Source organism: Microbacterium sp. YJN-G (assembly GCF_015040615.1).
In the GTDB taxonomy this organism is placed as follows: Bacteria; Actinomycetota; Actinomycetes; order Actinomycetales; family Microbacteriaceae; genus Microbacterium.
In genome coordinates this window covers 3,195,813-3,215,500 of sequence record NZ_CP060402.1, presented here as the reverse complement: position 1 = coordinate 3,215,500, position 19,688 = coordinate 3,195,813, and the positions used below count along the sequence as shown (strand labels likewise).

Annotated in this window: 18 protein-coding genes and 1 pseudogene; 4 read left to right on the top strand and 15 right to left on the bottom strand. The window is 71.2% G+C overall.

Annotated elements, in window-relative coordinates; genetic code table 11:
- Positions 1–26: 26 nt before the first annotated feature.
- Both H7694_RS15445 and H7694_RS15440 read right to left on the bottom strand, forming a co-directional pair.
- Positions 27–899: an AraC family transcriptional regulator gene (locus H7694_RS15445; RefSeq protein ID WP_227468173.1), complete on the bottom strand. Its 873-nt coding sequence runs from the start codon at positions 897–899 to the stop codon at positions 27–29.
- An 87-nt stretch (positions 900–986) separates the two neighbouring features.
- Positions 987–1,880, bottom strand: a complete 894-nt coding sequence (locus tag H7694_RS15440) for an alpha/beta hydrolase (protein ID WP_193597325.1) — start codon at positions 1,878–1,880, stop codon at positions 987–989.
- An 82-nt stretch (positions 1,881–1,962) separates the two neighbouring features.
- Between H7694_RS15440 and H7694_RS15435 the strand changes: the two genes are divergently transcribed.
- Entirely contained in the window at positions 1,963–2,637 is a 675-nt protein-coding gene (locus tag H7694_RS15435; protein WP_193597324.1) for a TetR/AcrR family transcriptional regulator, read from the top strand.
- 60 nt (positions 2,638–2,697) lie between these two features.
- Here H7694_RS15435 and H7694_RS15430 read toward each other — a convergent pair whose 3' ends face one another.
- The gene (locus H7694_RS15430; protein WP_193597323.1) at positions 2,698–4,194 is read right to left on the bottom strand and encodes an MFS transporter; all 1,497 of its coding nucleotides are present in this window, start codon (positions 4,192–4,194) and stop codon (positions 2,698–2,700) included.
- Between the two features lie 168 nt (positions 4,195–4,362).
- Here H7694_RS15430 and H7694_RS15425 point away from each other — a divergent pair, with 168 nt between their 5' ends.
- Positions 4,363–4,965 (top strand): TOPRIM nucleotidyl transferase/hydrolase domain-containing protein, encoded by a 603-nt coding sequence (locus H7694_RS15425; protein WP_193597322.1) that lies wholly within the window; start codon positions 4,363–4,365, stop codon positions 4,963–4,965.
- Between the two features lie 35 nt (positions 4,966–5,000).
- On the opposite strand, the gene H7694_RS15420 is transcribed toward H7694_RS15425, so the two are convergent.
- Positions 5,001–5,882 (bottom strand): serine protein kinase RIO, encoded by an 882-nt coding sequence (locus H7694_RS15420; RefSeq protein ID WP_227468172.1) that lies wholly within the window; start codon positions 5,880–5,882, stop codon positions 5,001–5,003.
- A gap of 272 nt (positions 5,883–6,154) precedes the next feature.
- Between H7694_RS15420 and H7694_RS15415 the strand changes: the two genes are divergently transcribed.
- Positions 6,155–7,540: an HNH endonuclease signature motif containing protein gene (locus tag H7694_RS15415; protein ID WP_193597320.1), complete on the top strand. Its 1,386-nt coding sequence runs from the start codon at positions 6,155–6,157 to the stop codon at positions 7,538–7,540.
- A 192-nt stretch (positions 7,541–7,732) separates the two neighbouring features.
- Positions 7,733–8,194, top strand: a complete 462-nt coding sequence (locus tag H7694_RS15410) for a DUF3817 domain-containing protein (RefSeq protein WP_193597319.1) — start codon at positions 7,733–7,735, stop codon at positions 8,192–8,194.
- 133 nt (positions 8,195–8,327) lie between these two features.
- On the opposite strand, the gene H7694_RS15405 is transcribed toward H7694_RS15410, so the two are convergent.
- The 11 genes and pseudogenes from H7694_RS15405 to H7694_RS15355 form a co-directional block, all read right to left on the bottom strand.
- Positions 8,328–9,251 (bottom strand): NAD(P)/FAD-dependent oxidoreductase, encoded by a 924-nt coding sequence (locus tag H7694_RS15405; RefSeq protein ID WP_193597318.1) that lies wholly within the window; start codon positions 9,249–9,251, stop codon positions 8,328–8,330.
- The gene (gene fdxA, locus H7694_RS15400) at positions 9,244–9,573 is read right to left on the bottom strand and encodes a ferredoxin (protein WP_193597317.1); all 330 of its coding nucleotides are present in this window, start codon (positions 9,571–9,573) and stop codon (positions 9,244–9,246) included. The genes H7694_RS15405 and fdxA overlap by 8 nt, the downstream gene beginning before the upstream one ends.
- Entirely contained in the window at positions 9,570–10,967 is a 1,398-nt protein-coding gene (locus H7694_RS15395) for an FAD-dependent oxidoreductase (RefSeq protein ID WP_193597316.1), read from the bottom strand. Before H7694_RS15395 ends, fdxA begins: the two co-directional genes overlap by 4 nt.
- Positions 10,968–11,212: 245 nt before the next feature.
- Positions 11,213–11,944, bottom strand: a pseudogene (gene cobA / locus H7694_RS15390) (uroporphyrinogen-III C-methyltransferase); the annotation flags it as partial.
- A 2-nt stretch (positions 11,945–11,946) separates the two neighbouring features.
- Entirely contained in the window at positions 11,947–12,876 is a 930-nt protein-coding gene (locus H7694_RS15385; protein WP_193597314.1) for an ABC transporter permease, read from the bottom strand.
- Positions 12,866–13,705, bottom strand: coding sequence for an ABC transporter ATP-binding protein (locus H7694_RS15380; RefSeq protein ID WP_193597313.1), 840 nt, complete (start codon positions 13,703–13,705; stop codon positions 12,866–12,868). Before H7694_RS15380 ends, H7694_RS15385 begins: the two co-directional genes overlap by 11 nt.
- Positions 13,705–14,790, bottom strand: a complete 1,086-nt coding sequence (locus tag H7694_RS15375) for an ABC transporter substrate-binding protein (protein ID WP_227468171.1) — start codon at positions 14,788–14,790, stop codon at positions 13,705–13,707. The genes H7694_RS15380 and H7694_RS15375 overlap by 1 nt, the downstream gene beginning before the upstream one ends.
- Before the next feature lie 65 nt (positions 14,791–14,855).
- Positions 14,856–16,190 carry a sulfate adenylyltransferase subunit 1 gene (locus tag H7694_RS15370; RefSeq protein ID WP_193597312.1) on the bottom strand — a complete coding sequence of 445 codons (1,335 nt, stop codon included), beginning with the start codon at positions 16,188–16,190 and terminating at the stop codon, positions 14,856–14,858.
- Positions 16,190–17,107, bottom strand: coding sequence for a sulfate adenylyltransferase subunit CysD (gene cysD, locus H7694_RS15365; RefSeq protein WP_193597311.1), 918 nt, complete (start codon positions 17,105–17,107; stop codon positions 16,190–16,192). The genes H7694_RS15370 and cysD overlap by 1 nt, the downstream gene beginning before the upstream one ends.
- On the bottom strand, positions 17,104–17,850 hold the full coding sequence (locus tag H7694_RS15360; RefSeq protein WP_193597310.1) for a phosphoadenylyl-sulfate reductase: 747 nt from the start codon (positions 17,848–17,850) through the stop codon (positions 17,104–17,106). Before H7694_RS15360 ends, cysD begins: the two co-directional genes overlap by 4 nt.
- Complete coding sequence (locus H7694_RS15355) at positions 17,847–19,562, bottom strand: nitrite/sulfite reductase (protein WP_193597309.1); 1,716 nt, start codon at positions 19,560–19,562, stop codon at positions 17,847–17,849. The genes H7694_RS15360 and H7694_RS15355 overlap by 4 nt, the downstream gene beginning before the upstream one ends.
- Positions 19,563–19,688 lie beyond the last annotated feature (126 nt).

The following is a 19,688-nucleotide window of genomic DNA, read 5'->3' as shown; positions in this document are numbered from 1 at the left end:
CCGCTACCGGGCCTCCGCGCTCGTCGTCAGGCGGAGGCCGGCTCGCCCTGGCGGCGCCAGGCCGACGGCGTCATCCCGGTGTGCCGGCGGAAGGCGCGGCTGAACCCCTCGTCCGAGCCGTACCCCAGCTCGCGGGAGATCTCGCTCACGCCGCGGCCGTCGATGAGCAGGGTGCGGGCGGCGCGCATCCGCACCTCCGCGACGTACTGCGCCGGAGACAGTCCGAAAGCGGCGCGGAACCGCTCGGCGAACACCGACCGTGAGAGGGCGCCGACGGAGGCCATGGCCTCCACGCTCCACTCCCTGCCCGGGTCGTCCTCGACCGCCTCGACGACGCGCTCCAGGAACGGGTCGCTCGTCCGCGACGGCCACCCCTTGGGGGCGCATCCGACCCGCGACCAGGCGCGGATCACCGACTGCAGCAGCGTGGTCGCCATCATCCGGCAGATCACGACGTCGCCGTCCTGATCGCACGCCGAGTCGTCCTTCAGCCCCATGTGATGGGCGAGCGCCGCGGCGCCGGGCTCGAGCTCGTCGAACCCGCGGATCCACGCGGCGTCAGGCAGCAGCCCGGCCAGATGCGCGGCGCTGTCGGCCCAGGAGAGGTGGGTGATGAGCACATCGGATTCTGCCGGGACGCGCAGGGTGAGGCGGCGACCCGAGACGAGCAGGGCGTCACCGGTCGTGAGCGTGTCCGGCAGGCATCCGCCGTCAGCGATGCCCACCGAACCCGAGAGCACCAGCACCAGAGACAGATCGTCGGCGCCGAGCGCCACGACGTCATCTGCGGCGGGAAGGATGCGGCGCTGCCACCGGATGCTGACGGCGACCGCGGCCAGCATCCGATCCAGCGCGTCATCGCGCGCGGCGGGAACCGGGGGCGGCGCGACGAGACTCATGCTTCCAGCCAACCGGTGGGCGCCCGCGGCTATTCCGTCGCAGCCCATCCGGCCCGCTCAGCTTCGCCCCGCTCAGCTTCGCCGCGCTCAGCGGTGCGTGCCGACCTCTGTGTCGACTGCGGGCCTGCTGAGCGCCGCGACCCCGCCGGCGGCGAATGCGAGCACGGCGTCGAGCGTCGCATCCGCTCCGAGGATGCGGTTGTGACCGAGCCCGCGTGTGAGCAGCAGGTGCGCACGCCCCGCGTGCGCGGCGTGGAGTTCGGCCGAGTGTCGCGCGTCGAGAGCACGGTCGTCCTCGTCGTGCACGATGAGCAGTTCGACATCACGCGGCAGCGGATCGGCCAGGGAGTCGAAGCGCGCGCTGGTTTCCGCGCGCGTCATCCCGAGGCGGCGGTGGAACGCTTCCTCGAAGGCGGCCCGCACCGCCGGGGCCAGGCGCAGCGTCCCGCTGAACTCGTCGTGGTACGCCTGCGGGTTTCCGGCGCCGGCGATGGCGACGACGCGCTTCGCCTCGAGCCCCGAGCGCACCGCCGAGAGCGCGGCGAAGGCGCCGAACGAGTGGCCGACGATGAGCTCGGCCGGACCCTCGGATGCTGCCAGGCGCTGAGCGGCATCCACCCAGTCGCGCACATCCGTGCGCCGTCCGTCGGAGTCGCCGTGCGCCGGTGCGTCGAATGCGATCACGCGCCAGCCCTCGGCGACGAGATCGCGCACGAGCGTCGCGAACTGCGAGGCGCGGCCGACCCAGCCGTGCAGCAGCAGCGCGGTGCGCGTGCCGGTGCCCCATTGGTAGGTCACCACCCGCTTGCCGCGCACCTCGATCGCGTCGCGGCGGGCGGCGTCGTGCGTGAAGCGGTCTGCGTCGCGCACCGGCATCCGCGGTGAGGTGGAGAAGAACGCCGCGGTGGCGAGGCGGCCGGCCAGGGCGGGTGAGATCGCTGCGGTGGCGCGGATGCCGCCGGCGAGGGTTCGTGCGGTCATGCGAGGTCTCCGATCAGTGCCAACAAATCAATACGAACGATCGTTCATAGACTAACCGAACGATCGTTCGTAGACTAGGGGTATGCTGGATCCGATCGCCGCCCCGCACGAGAGTGCCGTCGTCGACGGCCGCCGTGCCCGCGGTGATGCCTCGCGCCGCGCCGTGCTCGCGTACGCGACCGACCTCACCTCGATCGAGGGGCTCGACGGGCTGAGCATCGGCCGGCTGGCCGACGCGTCCGGCCACAGCAAGAGCAGCATCGCCGGGCTCTTCCAGAACAAGGAGGGCCTGCAGCTGGCCACCGTCGACGCCGGACGCGCCGTGTTCATGGCCGTGGTCGTCGAGCCCGCCCGCGAGCATCCTCGCGGGCTCGCCCGTCTCGTCGCGCTCATGGACAACGTGATCGAGTACTCCCGCACCCGCGTCTTCGCGGGCGGGTGCTTCTTCGCCGCCGTCAGCGCCGACTACGACTCCAAGCCCGGCCCGGTGCGGGATGCGATCCGCGCGGCGATGGAGCAGTGGTACGAGTACGTCGCCATCCAGGTGCGCGCCGCCGCTGAGGCGGGCGACCTTGATCTCGACGCCGAGGGCGTCGAGGAGGTCGCATTCGCCCTGCCCGCGCTCTACGAGCAGTCGAACGCGCGCTCGCTGCTGTACGGCGGCGATCGTCCCTACGTGCTCGCGGCACGCGGCATCCGGGCGCTGCTGCTCAGCGCCGGGGCGGATGTCGCGGCGCTGGCGCCGCTCGAGCGCTGATCACGCGGACGGCATCCGCTCTCGGCATCCGCTCTCCGGGCCCGTCAGTCGTCGACCAGGTCAGACCCTGACGCCCTTCGGGAAGCGCACGAACAGCAGCAGCACCAGCCCGATCAGCAGCACCAGGCCGATGCCGAGCACGCCGTAGACGATCCCGCCGAACCAGGCGAGGAACAGCGACCACGCCAGCGGCGACAGGAACGACGCAACCCGCCCGGTCGTCGCATACAGGCCGAAGATCTCGCCCTGCTGGCTGGGCGGCGCGAGGCGGGTGAGCAGGCTGCGGCTCGCGGCCTGGGTGGGACCGACGAAGGCGCACAGCAGCAGGCCGCACACCCAGAACACCACCGAGCCGAGATCCTTCAGGGCGAACACGACGAACGCCATCGCGACGAGTCCGGAGAGGGCGATCGTGATCAGGCGGCGCGGCCCGATCAGGTCGTCGAGTCGACCGGCGAGCAGCGTGGAGACACCGGCGACCAGATTCGCGGCGAGGCCGAAGACGATGACCTCGAGGAACGAGAAGCCGAAGCCCTGCGCGGCGAGCACGGCCCCGAACGCGAAGACGCCTGCCAAGCCGTCGCGGTAGACGGCGGCCGAGAGCATGAACCAGAACGTCGGCCGGTTGGTGCGGAACAGCTTCGCGATGTTCTGCGCGAGCACGACGTATGAGCGGAAGAAGCCGACCTTCTGCGATTGGGCGTATGCCGGCGACTCGGGCACGTTGCGGAAGAACGGGATCGCGAAGACGATCGTCCACACCGCACAGATCACGGCGACCAGCTTGAACGCCAACGGCTCGCTCTGCCCGATCAGGAACAGTACCGGGATGCACGCGATCAGGGCGACCACGCCGCCGAGGTAGCCCATGCCCCAGCCGAGTCCCGAGACGCGGCCCACGTTCCTGGGCGTCGAGACCTCGGACAGCATCGCGTAGTAGCTGACGTTGCCGATCTCACTGATCACGGCGCCGATCGCGACCGCGAACGCCCCGAACCAGAAGAACTTCGGGTCGGCCTCGATGAAGAACAGCGTGAACTGGATGAGGGCGATCGCGACGGTCGCGGCCATCACCCACTTCTTCTTGCTGCCTCGGGCGTCGGCCTGCTGGCCGAGCACCGGCGCCAGCAGCAGGATCACGATGCCGGCGGCGAAGTTCGCCCAGCCCCACCATTCCGACAGGTCGGTGAGGCCCCGGCAGTACGCCGAGCCGACGTACTCGGACTGGTTGCAGTTCATATAGCTGCCGCCGGCGAGCAGCCCCGACTCGCGCACCGCCGGATCGAGGAACATCCGCGAGGTGAGGTACAGCGCGATCCACACGAAGGTGAGGATGACGGTGTTGAACGGCTGCAGCGCCCAGTCCCACATCGCCCACGACAGCACGCGCTTGCGCGGGATCTCGACCTCGACGTCGTCGGCGGTGGTTGCGCCGAACGCGACCAGTGCGCCGGTGCTCGCGGTCGGCGGAGGAACAGCAGCGTCATCGCGGCGATCGGTCATGCCGGTCACGCTACCGGATGCGTCGGACGACGGGTGCAGGGGTGATTCGGCCATGCGGCGAGTCTTCCGGGGCGGGGTGAACGGGTCGTGACGGGATGCCGTCGGGCCAGGCATGGTTCTGGGCGGATCATCCTGGATTCCGGCTATGTTCGGGCCGGTCGGTCACCGAGTTCTGCCCGGCGGGTGGCCGTGTTCGTGCTGGTCGGTCGGTAGTGTCGACGCATGCCGGCGACGCGGGCGGTTCCGCAGACTGTCGTGCTGTTCGAAGGGCGCAGCGACAGCCTCGCCTTCCGCGCGCTCGCGCGACGCCGGGCGGTGCGGCTCGACCGGCACGGGCTGGTGCTCATCGATCTCGACGGCATCACGAACCTGCGTCGCGCGCTGACCGGGCTCCGGGATGCCGATGCGAGCGCTCGGCTCCTCGGTCTCTACGACGCGGCGGAGTCCGCGTACGTGACCCGCGTGCTGGCCGATCTCGGGATGCTCGGCGATGCGCGAGCCGGTCCCGTGGATGTCGGCTTCTTCGGGTGCGAGCGCGACCTCGAGGACGAGGTCATCCGAGCCGCCGGAGTGCAGCTCACGCTGCAGACTCTCGAGGCGCGAGGCGAGCTCGCCCGGTTCCGGGTGTTTCAGGATCAGCCCGCGCAGCGCGAGCGTTCGATCGAGCAGCAGCTGCACCGGTTCGCCGGCACCGCGTCGGGGCGTAAGGCGCGCTTTGCCGCCGACGTGATCGACGTGCTCCCGCCGGAGCGCGCGCCGCGCCCGCTCGTGAGGCTTCTCGACGCGGTGGATGCCGTCGGCGGGGGCGCGACGCCTGTTCGGTGAGTGGTGCGGAAGGGTGGCGCCGCTGCACGGCATCCTCATCCGAAGGATGCTGAGAGCAGCTCGGCGAACAGCTGCTCCGGGTCGCGGGGAAGGCGGCGGCGCGTGAACCAGTCGCAGATGTTCACGCAGTCCCGGTGCAGCAGATCCAGCCCCTGCGGATTGGTGACGGTGTCGACGATCTGCGGAAGGTCGATCACCCGCACGCGGCCCTCGTGCACGAGCAGGTTGTACGCCGAGAGGTCGCCGTGCGCGAAGCCGGCCGCCGCGAAGATGTGCATGATGGCGACGATCTGCTCGAACAGGTCGCCGAGGTCGACGGCATCCGATCTCACCTGTGCGAGCCGGGGCGCCGCGCCCCGGCCGTCGCCGATGAATTCCATGAGCACCTCGGTGCCGTTCACCTGCACGGGGTACGGCACCGGCGCACCGAGGGTGTGCATGCGGCTCAGTGCGGCGAACTCGGCGAATGACCACTGCGCCGCGGCCACCTCGCGGCCGTGGGCCGACCGCTTCGCCAGGGCACGGGCGTCGCGGGTGTTCTGCGTGCGTCGGCCCTCGGTGTAGACCGAGGAGCGCTGGAAGCTGCGGTGGTCGGAGTCGCGGTAGCGCTTGGCGGCGAGCAGCGTGCGCTGGGCGGGATCGCCCGGCACGGCGCGCTCGATGAGGAAGACATCCGCCTCTTTGCCGGTCTTGAGGATGCCGAGTTCGGTGTCGACCGCGGCGGCGCTGGTCACGACCCAGTCGGGCCAGGGGAGCGGGCCCCGCTCGGTCGGTGTGACGGCCGGCCAGGTCGACCAGCGCTGGTCCTCGCGCAGTTCGGTGTCGGCGAAGGCGAGGGTGACGTCGAAGGGGGTGGTGTCGAAGGGGGATCCGGTGAGGTCGGATGCGTCTGGTGACGCGGAGTTCTGAATGTTCACGGTATGGCTCCGGGACGGAGGCCATCCGCGGATCAGGAGCGGGCGGCCTCGAGGGGAAGGAGGTCGGCGGTGGGCGCGACAATGACGGTGTTCATCGTGGGCTCCTTCCGCTCTTGTCCTCCGGGTTCGTCCCGGTGCGTGGTCGAGCATAGGGTTTCGCGTTCCATCGTGCGCGGGGCGGATGCCGAGGTGTTATCTGTTCGTGACCTGCGAGGGGCGATCCAGTGGGGAACTGAGCTTCGAATGTCGGTGGCCCTGTTGATACTGGATGTATGAACGAGATTGCGATGGCGTCGGATGGGCAGCTGGGCTCGCTCGATGCGATCGTGTCGTCCCTGGAGGCGGTGGAGCAGACGCTGCAGGGTGTGCTCGCGGCGCGTGACGGGCTGCTCGCCCTGGCGTCTCGGGTGGCGTTGTCGATCGCGGAGGAGAACGGTGGGGTCGAGGCGTCGGACATCACCCTGCGGAACGTGGCCGCAGAGCTGGCCGGGGTGCTGCGCGTCAGTGACCGGACCGTGCAGCGTCGGATGGCGGACGCTGACCTGGTGGTGAGCTGGTTCCCGCAGGTCTGGGCCGCGCAGGGCGCCGGGCGGATCAGCGCCGGGCACACCCGGGTGATCGTGGACGCCGGGTCTCACCTGCAGGACCCGGACGCCCGCGCGGCCTATGCGGGGCGGGTGCTGGAGTTCGCGGTGGAGGAGTCCCCGAACCGGTTGCGGCCGATCGCGCAGCGCATCGCCGAGCAGTATCAGCCCCGGTCCCTGGGCCAGCGGCACCAGGATGCACGGGCCACCCGCACGGTCTGGGCGAAGGACGCCGACGACGGGATGGCGGAGCTGGGGATCCTGGGCCCCGCCGTGCTCGTCCACGGCGTCTACGAACGCCTGACCGGCATGGCCAAAACGAACGAGAAGCTTGTCGAACCGGATGCGGCGGGGGAGCCGGATGAGCGGACGCTGGGGCAGCGGCGGGCGGACATCGCCTTGGACCTGCTGCTCACCGGCGCGCCGGCCGGGCACGACACCGACGACGGGCTGCTGGCCGCGATCGTCCCGCAGGTGAGCATCACCGTCCCCGTCGCCACCCTGATCGGCGCGGAAGGGGTCGACACTCCGCCTGCGGAGTTGGACGGGCGGGCCCCGATCGATCCGGGCACCGCGCGACGCCTCGCGGGAGCGGCGTCGGGGTGGGATCGGGTGCTCACCGACCCGATCACCGGGGCGATGCTGGCCGTGGACCGGTACCGGCCCACCGCCGCGATGCGCCGGCACCTGAAAGCACGCGACCAGCGATGCCGGTTCCCCGGCTGCGGGATGCCCGCCCGCAACAGCGACCTCGACCACACCCTCGACGCCGCCCTGGGTGGTGCCACCGAGGAAGACAACCTCGAAGACCTCTGCCGCCGGCACCACATCCTCAAACACCACACCCCCTGGCAGGTCGAACAGCTCGGTGGCGGACTGCTGGAATGGACCAGCCCCCTCGGCCGCACCTACATCGACCGACCACCACCCCAGAACACCATCACCTTCACCGACACCGATCCGCCACCTGGCGCCCCACCCTGGGACCGACCAGGAATCACATCCCGGAACCGACCCGGAATCACACCCGACGCCTGGGCGAACGCGCCGGCGGAACTCCTCGCACCGTTCTGACATCGGACGAGCGTGAGTGACGACCCCGCGGGACGGGCGCATGGATCCGCCGCACGCGGGTCACCGGATCCGCCGCACGCGGGTCACCGGATCCGCCGCGCGTCTCACTCTTTCGGCTGATCTTTCACGCTTCCGGCACGGCCGCATAGGTGCGGTCGCATACCGTGGAGGAAGACCGACCCGAGGAGACCCGTGTTCACCAAGCCCGCCCGCCTGTTCCGCGTGCTCGCGATCGCCGAGGCGATCACCTGGACCCTGCTGATCAGCGCCCTCATCGCCCGGGCCGTCGGCGTCGATCCGATCGTGGTGACCATCGCGGGAGGCATCCACGGATTCGTGTTCCTCTCCTACGGCGCGACGGCGGTGCTGCTCGCCTTCAACCAGCGCTGGCATCCCGGTGTCGCGGTGGTCACGATCCTCAGCGCGATCGTGCCGTACGCCACGATCCCCGTCGAGATCTGGCTGGCACGCTCCGGCCGGCTCGAAGGGGAGTGGCGGCTCACCGAGACCGACGACCCGCGAGACCGCACCTGGTACGACCGCACCATGCGCTGGTTCCTGCACCGTCCGTGGGCGCTCGCACTGCTCATCGTCGCAGCCATCGTGGCGCTCTTCGTCGCCCTGCTGATCATCGGCCCTCCCGGCGGACGCTGATCCGGCCCACCCCGGCAAGCACACGCGGCATCGGCGCACGCGGCATCGGCAACACCCGACGCGCCCCGCGGCATCCGTCCGCACCGACAGCATCCGCGACCTCCGCGGCCTCAGCGGCACCCGCAGCATCCGGTCAGTGCGAGACCGTGGCGACCCCGATCGTGTCGTGGGTGATCACGGCGGCGACGCGTGCCCCCGCCCCTGCGGCGACGATGAGCTGCTGCGGACCGGGCGAAGCGACGTCGCCCGCCGCATACAGCCCAGGCACGCTGGTGCGTCCCGACCGGTCGGTCGCCACGTGGCCGGCGGCATCCCGATCCGGTGCGACCCCCGACAGGAACGACAGATCGGCGACCCACTCGGGCCGCACGAACCCGCCGTCCACCGGATGCACCTCACCGCTCTCGACGCGCACCGCCTCGAGGAGCCCGCGGTCGCCGATCAGCTCCACGATCGCCCCGCGCACCACGCCCACCCCGGCCGCAGCCAGCTCGGCCTCCTCCGCCGTCGTGACAGCATCCGACCCGTGCGTGAACACCGTCAGCCGCGGAGTCCAGTGCGCGATCAGCCGGGCGCGCTCCGCCAGATCCGCCGACTCGCCGATCAGCGCGAGGCTGCGACCGCGCAGCTCCCACGCATCGCACGCCGCGCAGCTGAACATCGTCATGCCGTAGAAGCCGCGCAGGTTCGGCACATCCGGCAGCGTCTCGTGCAGCCCCGTCGCCAGCAGCACCGACCTCGCCGTGACCGTCTCCTCAGCCGCACGGCGGCCGACGCCGGCCGTGAAGCCGGCATCCGACGCCGACAGCTCCGCGACCCGCACGCGCGTGCGCAACTCGACGTTCGGATACGCCGCGAGCTCCTCGCGGGCGATCCGGCGCAGCTCGAACGGCGGCACCCCATCGCGGGTGAGGAAACCGTGCGAATTCAGCGTCGCCGCATTGCGGGGCCGATCGGCATCGATCACCAGCACGCGCGCCAGCGACCGGCCGAGGTTCAGCGCCGCCGAGAGGCCCGCCGGCCCTCCGCCGACGATCAGCACGTCGTAATCACTCATGACCTTCTCCCTGCGGAGGCAGCGCGGCGACCAGCGGGTGGTCGAATTCGTAGACGCCGGCCTTCACCGCGCCTCCGGGCGAGCCGAGCTCATCGAAGAACTCGACGTTCGCCCGGTAGTAGTCCGACCACTCATCGGGCAGATCGTCCTCGTAGTAGATCGCCTCGACAGGGCAGGCCGGCTCGCAGGCACCGCAGTCGACGCACTCATCCGGGTGGATGTACAGCGAGCGCTCGCCCTCGTAGATGCAGTCCACCGGGCACTCATCGATACAGGCGCGGTCCTTGACGTCGACGCAGGGCAGCGCGATCACATAGGTCACCGGGCCAGCACCCCCGGACGCGAGATCTCGACCTGCTCGTCGCGCGGCACGACCTTGACCCGCTCGCGGACGTGCTCGTGGCTCTCGCCGAGCGCGCGCTCATGGGCATCCAGCGCCAGCCAGCCGTCCCACGTCGTGTACTCCGTCTCGCGCTCGTCGAGCACGTCGAGCACATCGCCGTCCACGCCCGGCTCGGCAAGCACACCGGATGCGGCGTCCGACACGAGGTGTCCGATGGTCTCGAGCGCGTCCGACTTCGTGTGACCGATCAGCCCCACGGGACCGCGCTTGATCCAGCCCGTCGCGTACAGCCCGGGCTCGCCGAGCACGCGGCCCTGCTCGTTGGGCACGACACCGCGACGCTCATCGAAATCGGCGCCCTCCACGCGGGTGCCGTAGTAGCCGATCGCCCGGTACACCGCCTGCACCGCGTACTCGCGCACCTCACCGGTCGCGACCGGCGCACCGTCGGCGCCCGGCGCGGTGCGGGCGAACCGGATGCCGTCCACCCGCTTGCCCCCGGTGATCTCGAGCGGGGCGTGCCAGAAGTGCAGGTGCAGCCGGCGCGAAGCGCCCGTCGACTCGCGGCCCCGCCAGGAGTTCAGGGTGCGCAGCATGACCTTCAGCTGGTTGTTCGACGCGGATGCCGGGTCGACGCCGTCGAAGTCCTCGTCGTGCAGCACGATGTCGACGTCGCGCAGCTCGCCGAGCTCGCGCAGCTCGATCGGGGTGAACTTGATGTCGGCGGGACCGCGGCGGCCGAACACGTGCACATCCGTCACCGCCGACGACTCCAGACCCGCGAGCACGTTGTCGGGAACCTCGGTGCTGCGCAGGTCGACCGCGTGCTTGGCGAGCACGCGAGCCACGTCGAGGGCCACGTTGCCGTTGCCGATCACGGCCACCGACGGCGCGTCGAGCGGCCAGGTGCGCGGCACATCCGGATGCCCGTCGTACCAGGCGACGAAGTCGGCCGCACCGTAAGAGCCGGGCAGGTCGACGCCCGGGATGTCGAGGGCCGCATCGCGCAGAGCACCGGTGGCGAGGATGACGGCGTGATACCGCTCGCGCAGCTCGGCGAGGGCGATGTCGCGCCCCACCTCGACGTTCCCGATGAAGCGGATCGTGCGGCGACCCTTCGACTGGTCCAGGGCCCCGGGCTGAGCAGCGTCGAGCATCTCGTGCAGTGAGTTGACAATCCCCTTGATGCGCGGATGATCGGGGGCGACGCCGTAGCGGATGAGTCCGTAGGGCGCGGGCAGCGACTCGAACAGGTCGATCTCGACCGACCCCAGCGAATCGTGGGCGTTCACCGCGTCGGCGAGCAGATTGCCCGCATAGATGCCGGCCGGGCCGGCACCGACGATCGCGACGCGCAGGGAGGAGATGGTCATGACAGTGGCGCCTTTCGAGACGAGGAGCGAGACGAGGAGAGAGAGGAATGGATGCTGTTGTCGATCGCCGTGATCAGGCCGGTGTCGACGGCGAGTCCGGCGTCGAGGGCCGCGGCCAGGCGTGCGCCGAGCCGTGGGCGCGCGGGAGCGGATGCCGACTCCGCGGCATCCGGTTCGGCGGTGACGGATGCCGCACCTGCCGCGTCCTCGGCATCCGCAACAGCCTCGGCATCCGCCGCATCCAGTGACCCGGCGAACGGACTCAGCCGCACCACGTCGCCGACCACGACCACCGCGGGGCTGCGCACCTGCGCGGCCGCGGCGAGGCCGGCGATCGTGCCCAGCGTGCCGATCGTGACCCGCTCCGCCGGACCGTAGCCGTCCTCGACGATCGCGACGGGGCAGTCCGCACCGCGCGGACCCCCCGCGAGCACGTGCGCGGAGTGCGCGAGCGTGCCGACGCCCATCAGCAGCACCACGGTGTGGTCGCCGCCCGCGCGTCCGACCGCGCCGTCTGGGTCGAGCTGATCGTGAGCGCTGATCACGCTAAACGAGGTGGCGACTCCGCGGTGCGTGAGCGGGATGCCCGCGACGGCGGGCACCGACACGGCGCTGGTCACCCCCGGCACGACCTCGACCCGGATGCCGGCAGCCTCGCAGAACAGCTGCTCCTCACGGCCGCGGCCGAACACGAACGGATCGCCGCCCTTCAGCCGCACCACCTCGCGGCCGGCCTCGGCCAGCTCGACGAGCAGCTCGTTGATGGCATCCTGCGGCACCCGGTGGTGACCGGGCAGCTTGCCGACGTCGACCACCTCGGCGTCGATCACCGCGCCCTCCGCGGCGAGCTGGGCGAGCACACTGCGCGCGCCGAGCCGGTCGGCGACGATCACGTCGGCCCGTTCCAGCGCGCGTAGCCCGCGCAGCGTGAGCAGACCGGCGTCGCCGGGTCCGGCGCCGACGAGGGTGACTGTTCCGGTCATCGGGAACCTCCCAGGACGAGTCCGCGGCGGCGCAGCAGGCGCCGCTCGAGCGGGGCGAAGAGCAGAAGCTCGATGAGGATGCCGATCCCGAGGATCAGCAGGATGGTGCCGAGCACCCCGGCCAGGTCGGCCAGTTCGCGCGACTGCTGCAGCATCGAACCCAGGCCGAACCCGATCGAACCGCCGACGGCGATGATCTCGGCGGCCATCAGCGAACGCCACGAGAACGCCCAGCCCTGCTTGAGGCCTGCCACGTATCCGGGCAGCGCGGCCGGCAGCACCACAGCGGTGGCCAGCTGCCAGCGGTTCGCACCCAGCACCGTGCCCACACGCCGCAGCTGCGGCGGCACCTGGTCGATGCCGGCGAGCAGCCCGTTCACGATCGAGGGGATCGCGCCCATCAGCACGACGAAGTACACCGTGGCATCCGACAGCCCGAACCAGATGATCGCGGCGGGCACCCACGCCACCGACGGCAGCACCTGCAGGCCCGAGATCAGCGGGCCTGCGGCCCGGCGCAGCGGTTTCACATCGGCCAGCAGCAGCCCCAGCGGCGTGCCCACGGCGATCGCGATGAGAAAGCCGATCGCGCCGCGCTCGAAGCTGGTCAGCACCGCCTCCTGCAGCCGGCCCTGCTGCCAGGCGTCGCCGAAGGCGCCGGCCACCTGCAGCGGACTCGGGGCGATGTCGGGGCGCGGCTGCACGATGACGATGTACAGCTGCCAGATCGCGAGCAGCGCTGCCAGCAGCAGGATCGGCGGCAGCGCGCGCTGCAGGATCTCCCGGCCGCGCGAACGATGCTGCGGCAGCTCGGACTGCAGCCGGTCGAGGCCGGTCGACAGGGTGCGCAGCTCGTCGACGGGCGGGCTGGCCGCAGCATCCGCCGTGCCCGTCTTCTCTGTGACGGTGGTCGTGTCATGAGGCATTGCGGCTGATCTCCTTCCTCAGCTCGGCGGTGATCTCGGTGGCCAGCGCCCCGACCTCGGGCGACTCGATGCGGCGCCCGGTGGTGCGGGCGACCCGCCATTCGCGCACGATGCGACCGGGACGGCTCGAGAGCAGCACCACGCGCTGGCCGAGCCGGGCGGCCTCGCGCACGTTGTGCGTGACGAACACGATCGTGCGTCCGGTCGCCCGCCACACCCGCTCCAGCTCCTCGTGCAGCAGGTCGCGGGTGATCGCGTCGAGGGCGGCGAAGGGCTCGTCCATCAGCAGCACGGAGCGGTCCTGGGCGAGGGCGCGGGCCAGGGCGACGCGCTGCCGCATGCCGCCCGAGAGCTCGTGCGGACGCCGGTCAGCCGCTTCGGTGAGGTTCACGATGCCCAGCAGCCGCTCTGCCTCGGCGCGGCGCTCGCCGCGGGGCAGACCGCGCAGTCGCAGCGCCAGTTCGACGTTGCGCCGCGCGGTCAGCCAGGGCATCAGCGCCGCCTCCTGGAACATCACCGCCGACCCGCCGGCCGGTGCGTCGATGGCACCCGTGGTGACCGGTTCGAGCCCCGCGATCAGGTTGAGCAGCGTCGACTTGCCGCATCCGGACGCGCCGAGCAGGCAGACGAACTCGCCGGGGGCGATCTCGAGCGAGACGTCGTCGAGCACGATCGGCCCGGCGCCGTAGCGCTTGATGACGTGGCTGAGCCGCACGGCGGGCGCCACCGCGGGGCGAGGGCCCGGCGCGGGGCTGATGCCGTCGAAGCTCGGGGTGAGGTGCGCGCCGGTCGTCGCCGGGCGCGCGAGAGTGCCGTCGCGGGTGGTCATCACTGCTCTCCCAGTCCTGCGGCCGAGACCGTCTCGTCGCCGGCCTCCGTCAGCCGGGCGTTGAGGGCCCGCAGATCGAACAGTCCCTCGATCGAGCCGTCCTTCAGCACGCCGGCTCGCTGTCCGTCGCCGAGCAGGGTCGTGAACGTGCCGGCGCGCGGGTCGACCGAGAAGGTCACGTTCTGCAGCGCGCGGTCGAGCACCTCGTCGGTCAGCCGCCTGCCGGTGGCACCCTCGAGAACGTCGTTGATGGCCCCGTGCGCCCGGCCGGGGTTCTCGCCGAGCCAGGCGACCGCGGCGATGTGCCCGTCGATCAGCTTCCCGACGGCCTCGGGATGCTGTGCCGCGAAGTCCGCGCGCACCAGCAGCACGGTCGTCGGGAAGGCACCCTCGGGCCACAGCTCGGCCTCGTCGACCAGCACGTGCGCGCCGGCCTCGAGCACCAGCCGGGATGCCCACGGCTCGGGCACCCAGGCGCCGTCGAGTCGGCCCTTGCCGAACAGCGACAGGATCTGCGCGTTGTCGGTGGGCGTGACACTCACGTCGCCGCTGCCGGTCGTCGACGTCTCGAATCCCTGGTCGGCGAGCCAGCTGCGCAGCGCCACATCCTGCGTGTTGCCGAGCTGCGGGCTGGCGACGAGCGCGCCCGCGAGGTCATCCGGGCTGTCGATGCCGTCGCGGACGACGAGTGCCGCGCCGCCCGACGCGGCGCCGGCGACGACGCGTGCCGAGAGTCCGCCCGACTGGATGAACGTGTTGATCGCGGGGTTCGGCCCGAGGTACGCGGCGTCGATCGCGCCCGCCGAGAGCGCCTCGACGGCGGCCGGCCCGGCGTTGAAGACCTCGGCCTTCAGGTCGATGTCACCCAGGGCGTCGTCGAAGAGCCCCTCCGCGACGCCGATGAGCGCCGGCGCGTGCGTGACATTGGCGAAGTAGCCCAGGCGCAGCTCGGTCACCTCGGCGGTCGCGTCACCGGTCGCGGCGGCACCGGATGCCGGGGCGCAGCCGGCGACCACCAGGGCGGTGAGACCCAGGGCCAGGGCTCCCCATGCGGTGGATGCCGTTCTCGTACGGGGGATCTTCACGGTCTCCCCTCCTTCACGGGCGTCTTCTCGCGCGTCTGCTCGGGCGTCTTCTCGGGTGTCACAGGTCAGGCGATGACGGTGCCGGCGGCGAGCGTCGCACCGTCGGTGGGATGGATGAGCAGCAGCGACCCGCCCTCGCGACTGGACGCGTACGGTTCGAGCGGCAGATCGGATGCCAGGCGCAGCCGCACCCGTCCGATCTCGTTCTCCGCCAGCGCAGCGGAGCCGGCATCGAGGTCGGCGTGCGCGAGGGTCTCCAGGTCGCGGCGCGTGAGCACCTCGGATACGACCGCCTGCACGGTGGCGGTGCCGTGCTTGACGAGCACGCGGGCGCCGGCGGCCGTGGCGCGCGGGTCGAGCTGGAACAGCTCCACCACGGCATCCCGGCGCAGGTCGGGCGCCGTGCCCTCGGCGACGATCAGGGCGCCGCGGGCGGCGTCGATCTCGTCGGCGAGCGTCAGCGTCACCGACTGTCTCGCCCCCGCCCGGCCCGTGTCGGCGCCGGCGACGTGCACTCCGGTCACCTCGGTGGCGCGACCAGAGGGCAGCACCTGCACGCGGTCGCCGACCGCCACCGAGCCGGCCGCGATGCGGCCCGCAAAACCGCGGAAGTCGCGCAGCTGCTCCGCCTCGTCGGCGGGGATCTCGGGTGACAGTCCGCCCTGCGGGCGCAGCACCAGCTGCACCGGCAGGCGCAGCGGGGCATCGTCGGCGTCGCGCGCCGGCAGCGTCTCGAGCAGCTCGAACAGCGTCGCACCGGTGTACCAGCCGGTGCGCTCCGATCGGTCGACGATGTTGTCGCCCTCCAGGGCCGAGACCGGTAGCACATGCACCGAATGGATGCCGAGTTCGTCGGCCACGCGCAGCGCCTCGAGCTCGATGTCGACGTAGGTCTGCTCGTCGAAGCCGACCAGGTCGATCTTGTTCACCGCGATGATCACGTGCTCCACGCGCAGCAGCGACGCCACGGCGAGGTGGCGCCTGGTCTGCTCGACCACGCCCTTGCGGGCATCCACCAGCACCACCACGGCGTCGGCCGTGGCCGCGCCGGTGACCATGTTGCGGGTGTACTGCACGTGCCCGGGGCAGTCGGCGAGGATGAAGCTGCGCCGGTCGGTGGCGAAGTAGCGGTAGGCGACATCGATCGTGATGCCCTGCTCGCGCTCGGCGCGCAGCCCGTCGGTGAGCAGCGCGAAGTCGAAGGCACCGTGCGCGAACCCGCGCGCCCGGGAGGTCGCGGCGACCTGGTCGAGCTGGTCGGCGAGGATCGCCTTCGCATCGTGCAGCAGCCGGCCGACGAGGGTCGACTTGCCGTCGTCGACCGAGCCGGCGGTCGCGAACCGGAAGAGGCTGGTGCCCTTCGACAGGCTCAGGGACCCAGTCTGGTCAAGCGTGGTCATCAGAAGTATCCGTTCTTCTTGCGGTCCTCCATGGCGGCTTCGCTGACGCGGTCGTCCGCCCTGGTCGCTCCGCGCTCGGTGAGGGTCGAGCGGGCGACCTCGGCGACGACGGATGCCGTGTCCGCGGCATCCGACTCCACCGCACCCGTGCAGCTCATGTCGCCGACGGTGCGATAGCGCACCGTGCGGCGCACCACCTCCTCGTCGGCGTGGGGCTGCGAGAACTCGCCGACCGCCCACCACATGCCGTCGCGCCGGAACACCTCGCGCTCGTGGGCGTAGTACAGCGGCGCGAGGGCGATCCGCTCGCGCTCGATGTAGTGCCACACGTCGAGCTCGGTCCAGTTCGAGATCGGGAAGGCCCGCACGTGCTGGCCGGGCAGGTGGCGTCCGTTGTACAGGCTCCACAGCTCGGGACGCTGGTTGCGCGGATCCCACTGGCCGAACTCGTCGCGCAGCGAGATGATGCGCTCCTTGGCGCGCGCCTTGTCCTCGTCGCGACGCGCACCGCCGAACACGGCGTCGTGGCGCCCGGCGGCGATCGCGTCGAGCAGCGGCTGCGTCTGCAGCTGGTTGCGGGTGCCGTCGGGGCGCTCGGCGAGGCGTCCGTCGTCGATGTAGTCCTGCACGTGCGCCACCTCGAGGTCGATGCCGAGGCGCGCGACCGTCTCATCGCGGAACGCGATGACCTCGGGGAAGTTGTGCCCGGTGTCGACGTGCAGCACCGGGAACGGCACGCGGCCCGGGGCGAACGCCTTGGCTGCCAGGTGCAGCACGACGACCGAGTCCTTGCCGCCCGAGAACAGCAGGGTGGGGCGCTCGAACTCGGCGAACACCTCGCGGATGATGTGGATGGCCTCGGCCTCGAGCAGGTCGAGGGTGGTCAAGGTCCTGGTCGCAGTCGTGACGATGCTCATAGGTGCAGCCCGCATTCTGTCTTCGAGAGACCGGCCCAGCGGCCGGATCGGGGGTCTTCGCCGGCGGCGACCGGCCGGGTGCACGGTGCGCATCCGATGGAGGGATAGCCGTTCGCGACGAGCGGGTTGACCGGAACCTCGTGCGTCTCGGCGTAGCCGACGAGCTCGTCGAAGCTCCACGCGGCGACGGGATTCACCTTCACCAGCCCGTTGCGCTCGTCCCACGTGATCAGCGGGGTGCCGGCGCGGGTGGGCGCCTCGTCGCGGCGCACCCCGGTGAACCACACCTCGTACCCGCCGAGGGCGCGCTGCAGCGGCTCGACCTTGCGGCGCGCGCAGCACAGACCCGGGTCGCGGGCGAACAGGTCGCGGCCGAATTCGGCATCCTGCTCCCGCACGGTCTGCGCGGGCTTCACATCGACGATGTTCACCTCGAGCCGGCGGGCGACCTCGTCGCGCGTGAACGTCGTCTCGAGGAAGTGGTAGCCGGTGTCGAGGAACAGCACGTCCACACCGGGCAGCGCCTGGGCGACCAGGTGCGGCAGCGCGGCATCCGCCATCGAGCACGCCACTGCCACCTGCGAGACGCCGAAGTTCTCGGCGACCCACGCCACCACCTCGGCGGGGCCGGCCTCGTCGGCGGCGCCACTGCGCAGCTCGCGCGCGCCGCGCTCGGCGAGAGCGCGCAGCTCGTCGGCGCCGCGGCGGTCGGAGTGGGGCGTGGGGATCGAAGGGCCGCTCATTGCAGCGCCTCCTCATCCGCACGATGCGCCCACTGCGCGAAGGTCTCGCCGCTCGTGCGGTCGGCGAGGTAGCGGCGGATCACGCGCTCGGCGTAGTCGGCGATGCCGTCGGCGGGCACCTTCAGTCCGCGCACGGTGCGACCCAGCCCCGCCTCGGGGCGGCCGGCCGTGGCGAGTCCGCCGCCGAGATGCACCTGGTAGCCGGGCACCTGCACGCCGTCGATCGTGACGAGCTGGCCCTTCAGCCCGATGTCGGCCGTCTGGATGCGGGCGCACGAGTTCGGGCAGCCGTTCACATGCAGGGTGATGGTCTGCCCGATCTCGGGTTCGAGCTCGGCCAGGCGCTGCTCGAGACGGTCGACCGCCTGCGCGGCGTTCACCTTGGTCTCGACGATCGCGAGCTTGCAGAACTCGATGCCGGTGCAGGCCATGGTGCCGCGGCGGAACAGGCTGGGGCGCGAGGGCAGACCCAGCGCGTCCAGACCGGCCACGACGTGCGGCACGCGCTCTTCGGGAACGTCGAGCACAAGGATCTTCTGGAACACGGTGGGGCGCACCCGGTGCGAGCCGTTCGCCTCGGCGAGCTCGGCCAGGCGGGTCAGCGTCGTACCCGACACGCGGCCGACCGTGGTCGAGGCGCCGATGTAGAACAGGCCGTCCTTCTGCCGGTGCACGCCCACGTGGTCGGGCGAGCCGACCGGCTCGGCGGGGGCGGGGCCGTCGGGAAGAGGGGATGCCAGGTACTCGGTCTCGAGCACCTCGCGCATCTTCTCGGTGCCCCAGTCGGCGAGCAGGAACTTCATGCGCGCCTTGTTGCGCAGCCGCCGGTACCCGTAGTCGCGGAAGATGCTCGTCACCCCGTGCCACACCTCGGCCACCCGCTCGGGCGGCACGAAGGCGCCCAGGCGCTCGCCCAGCCGCGGCACGGCGGCCAGGGCCCCGCCGACCCACAGGTCATAGCCGACCCCGAGCTCGGGGTGCTCGACGGCCACGAACGAGCAGTCGTTGATCTCGTGAACGACGTCCTGGCTGGGATGCCCGGTGATGGCCGTCTTGTACTTGCGGGGCAGGTTCGAGAAGCTCGGGTCGCCGACGTAGCGGTCGATGATCTCGCGCAGCTGCGGGGTCGGATCGATCAGCTCGTCGGCGGCGATGCCCGCCACGGCCGAGCCGAGGAACGTGCGCGGCACGTCGCCGCACGCCTCGGTCGTGTTCAGGCCGACCGACTCGAGTCGGCGCCAGATCTCGGGCACGTCCTCGATGCGCACCCAGTGCAGCTGCACATTCTGCCGGTCGGTGATGTCGGCGATGTCGCGGCCGAACTCGGTGGAGATCCCGCCGATCACACGCAGCTGCTCGGTGGTCAGCTGCCCGCCGTCGATGCGGATCCGCATCATGAAGTATTCGTCCTCGAGCTCGTGCGGCTCGAGCTGCGCGGTGCGCCCGCCGTCGATTCCGGGGCGGCGCTGGGTGTACAGCCCCCACCAGCGGAACCGGCCGTGCAGGTCGGAAGGGTCGATCGAGGCGAAGCCGCCCTGGGCGTAGATCGTCTCGATGCGCTGGCGCACGTTGAGCCCGTCGTCGGCGAGCTTGACCTCTTCATTGGAGTTCAGCGGCTCGCGCCCGTCGACGGCCCACTGGCCGTGCGGCTTGGTCGGTGCGCGTCCGGTTCGGGTGCGTGCCCCGCGGACGGTCGTCGGCTGGATCGTCACCGAGTCCCCCCTCTCGTGAATGGATGCGGATCAACGTATGTATTCCGCACCCGGTTCAGGAACCCTTTGTGACACGTAGCGTCAACCGGCGAAACAAGGCGTCACGACACGTGAAACATGACGCGG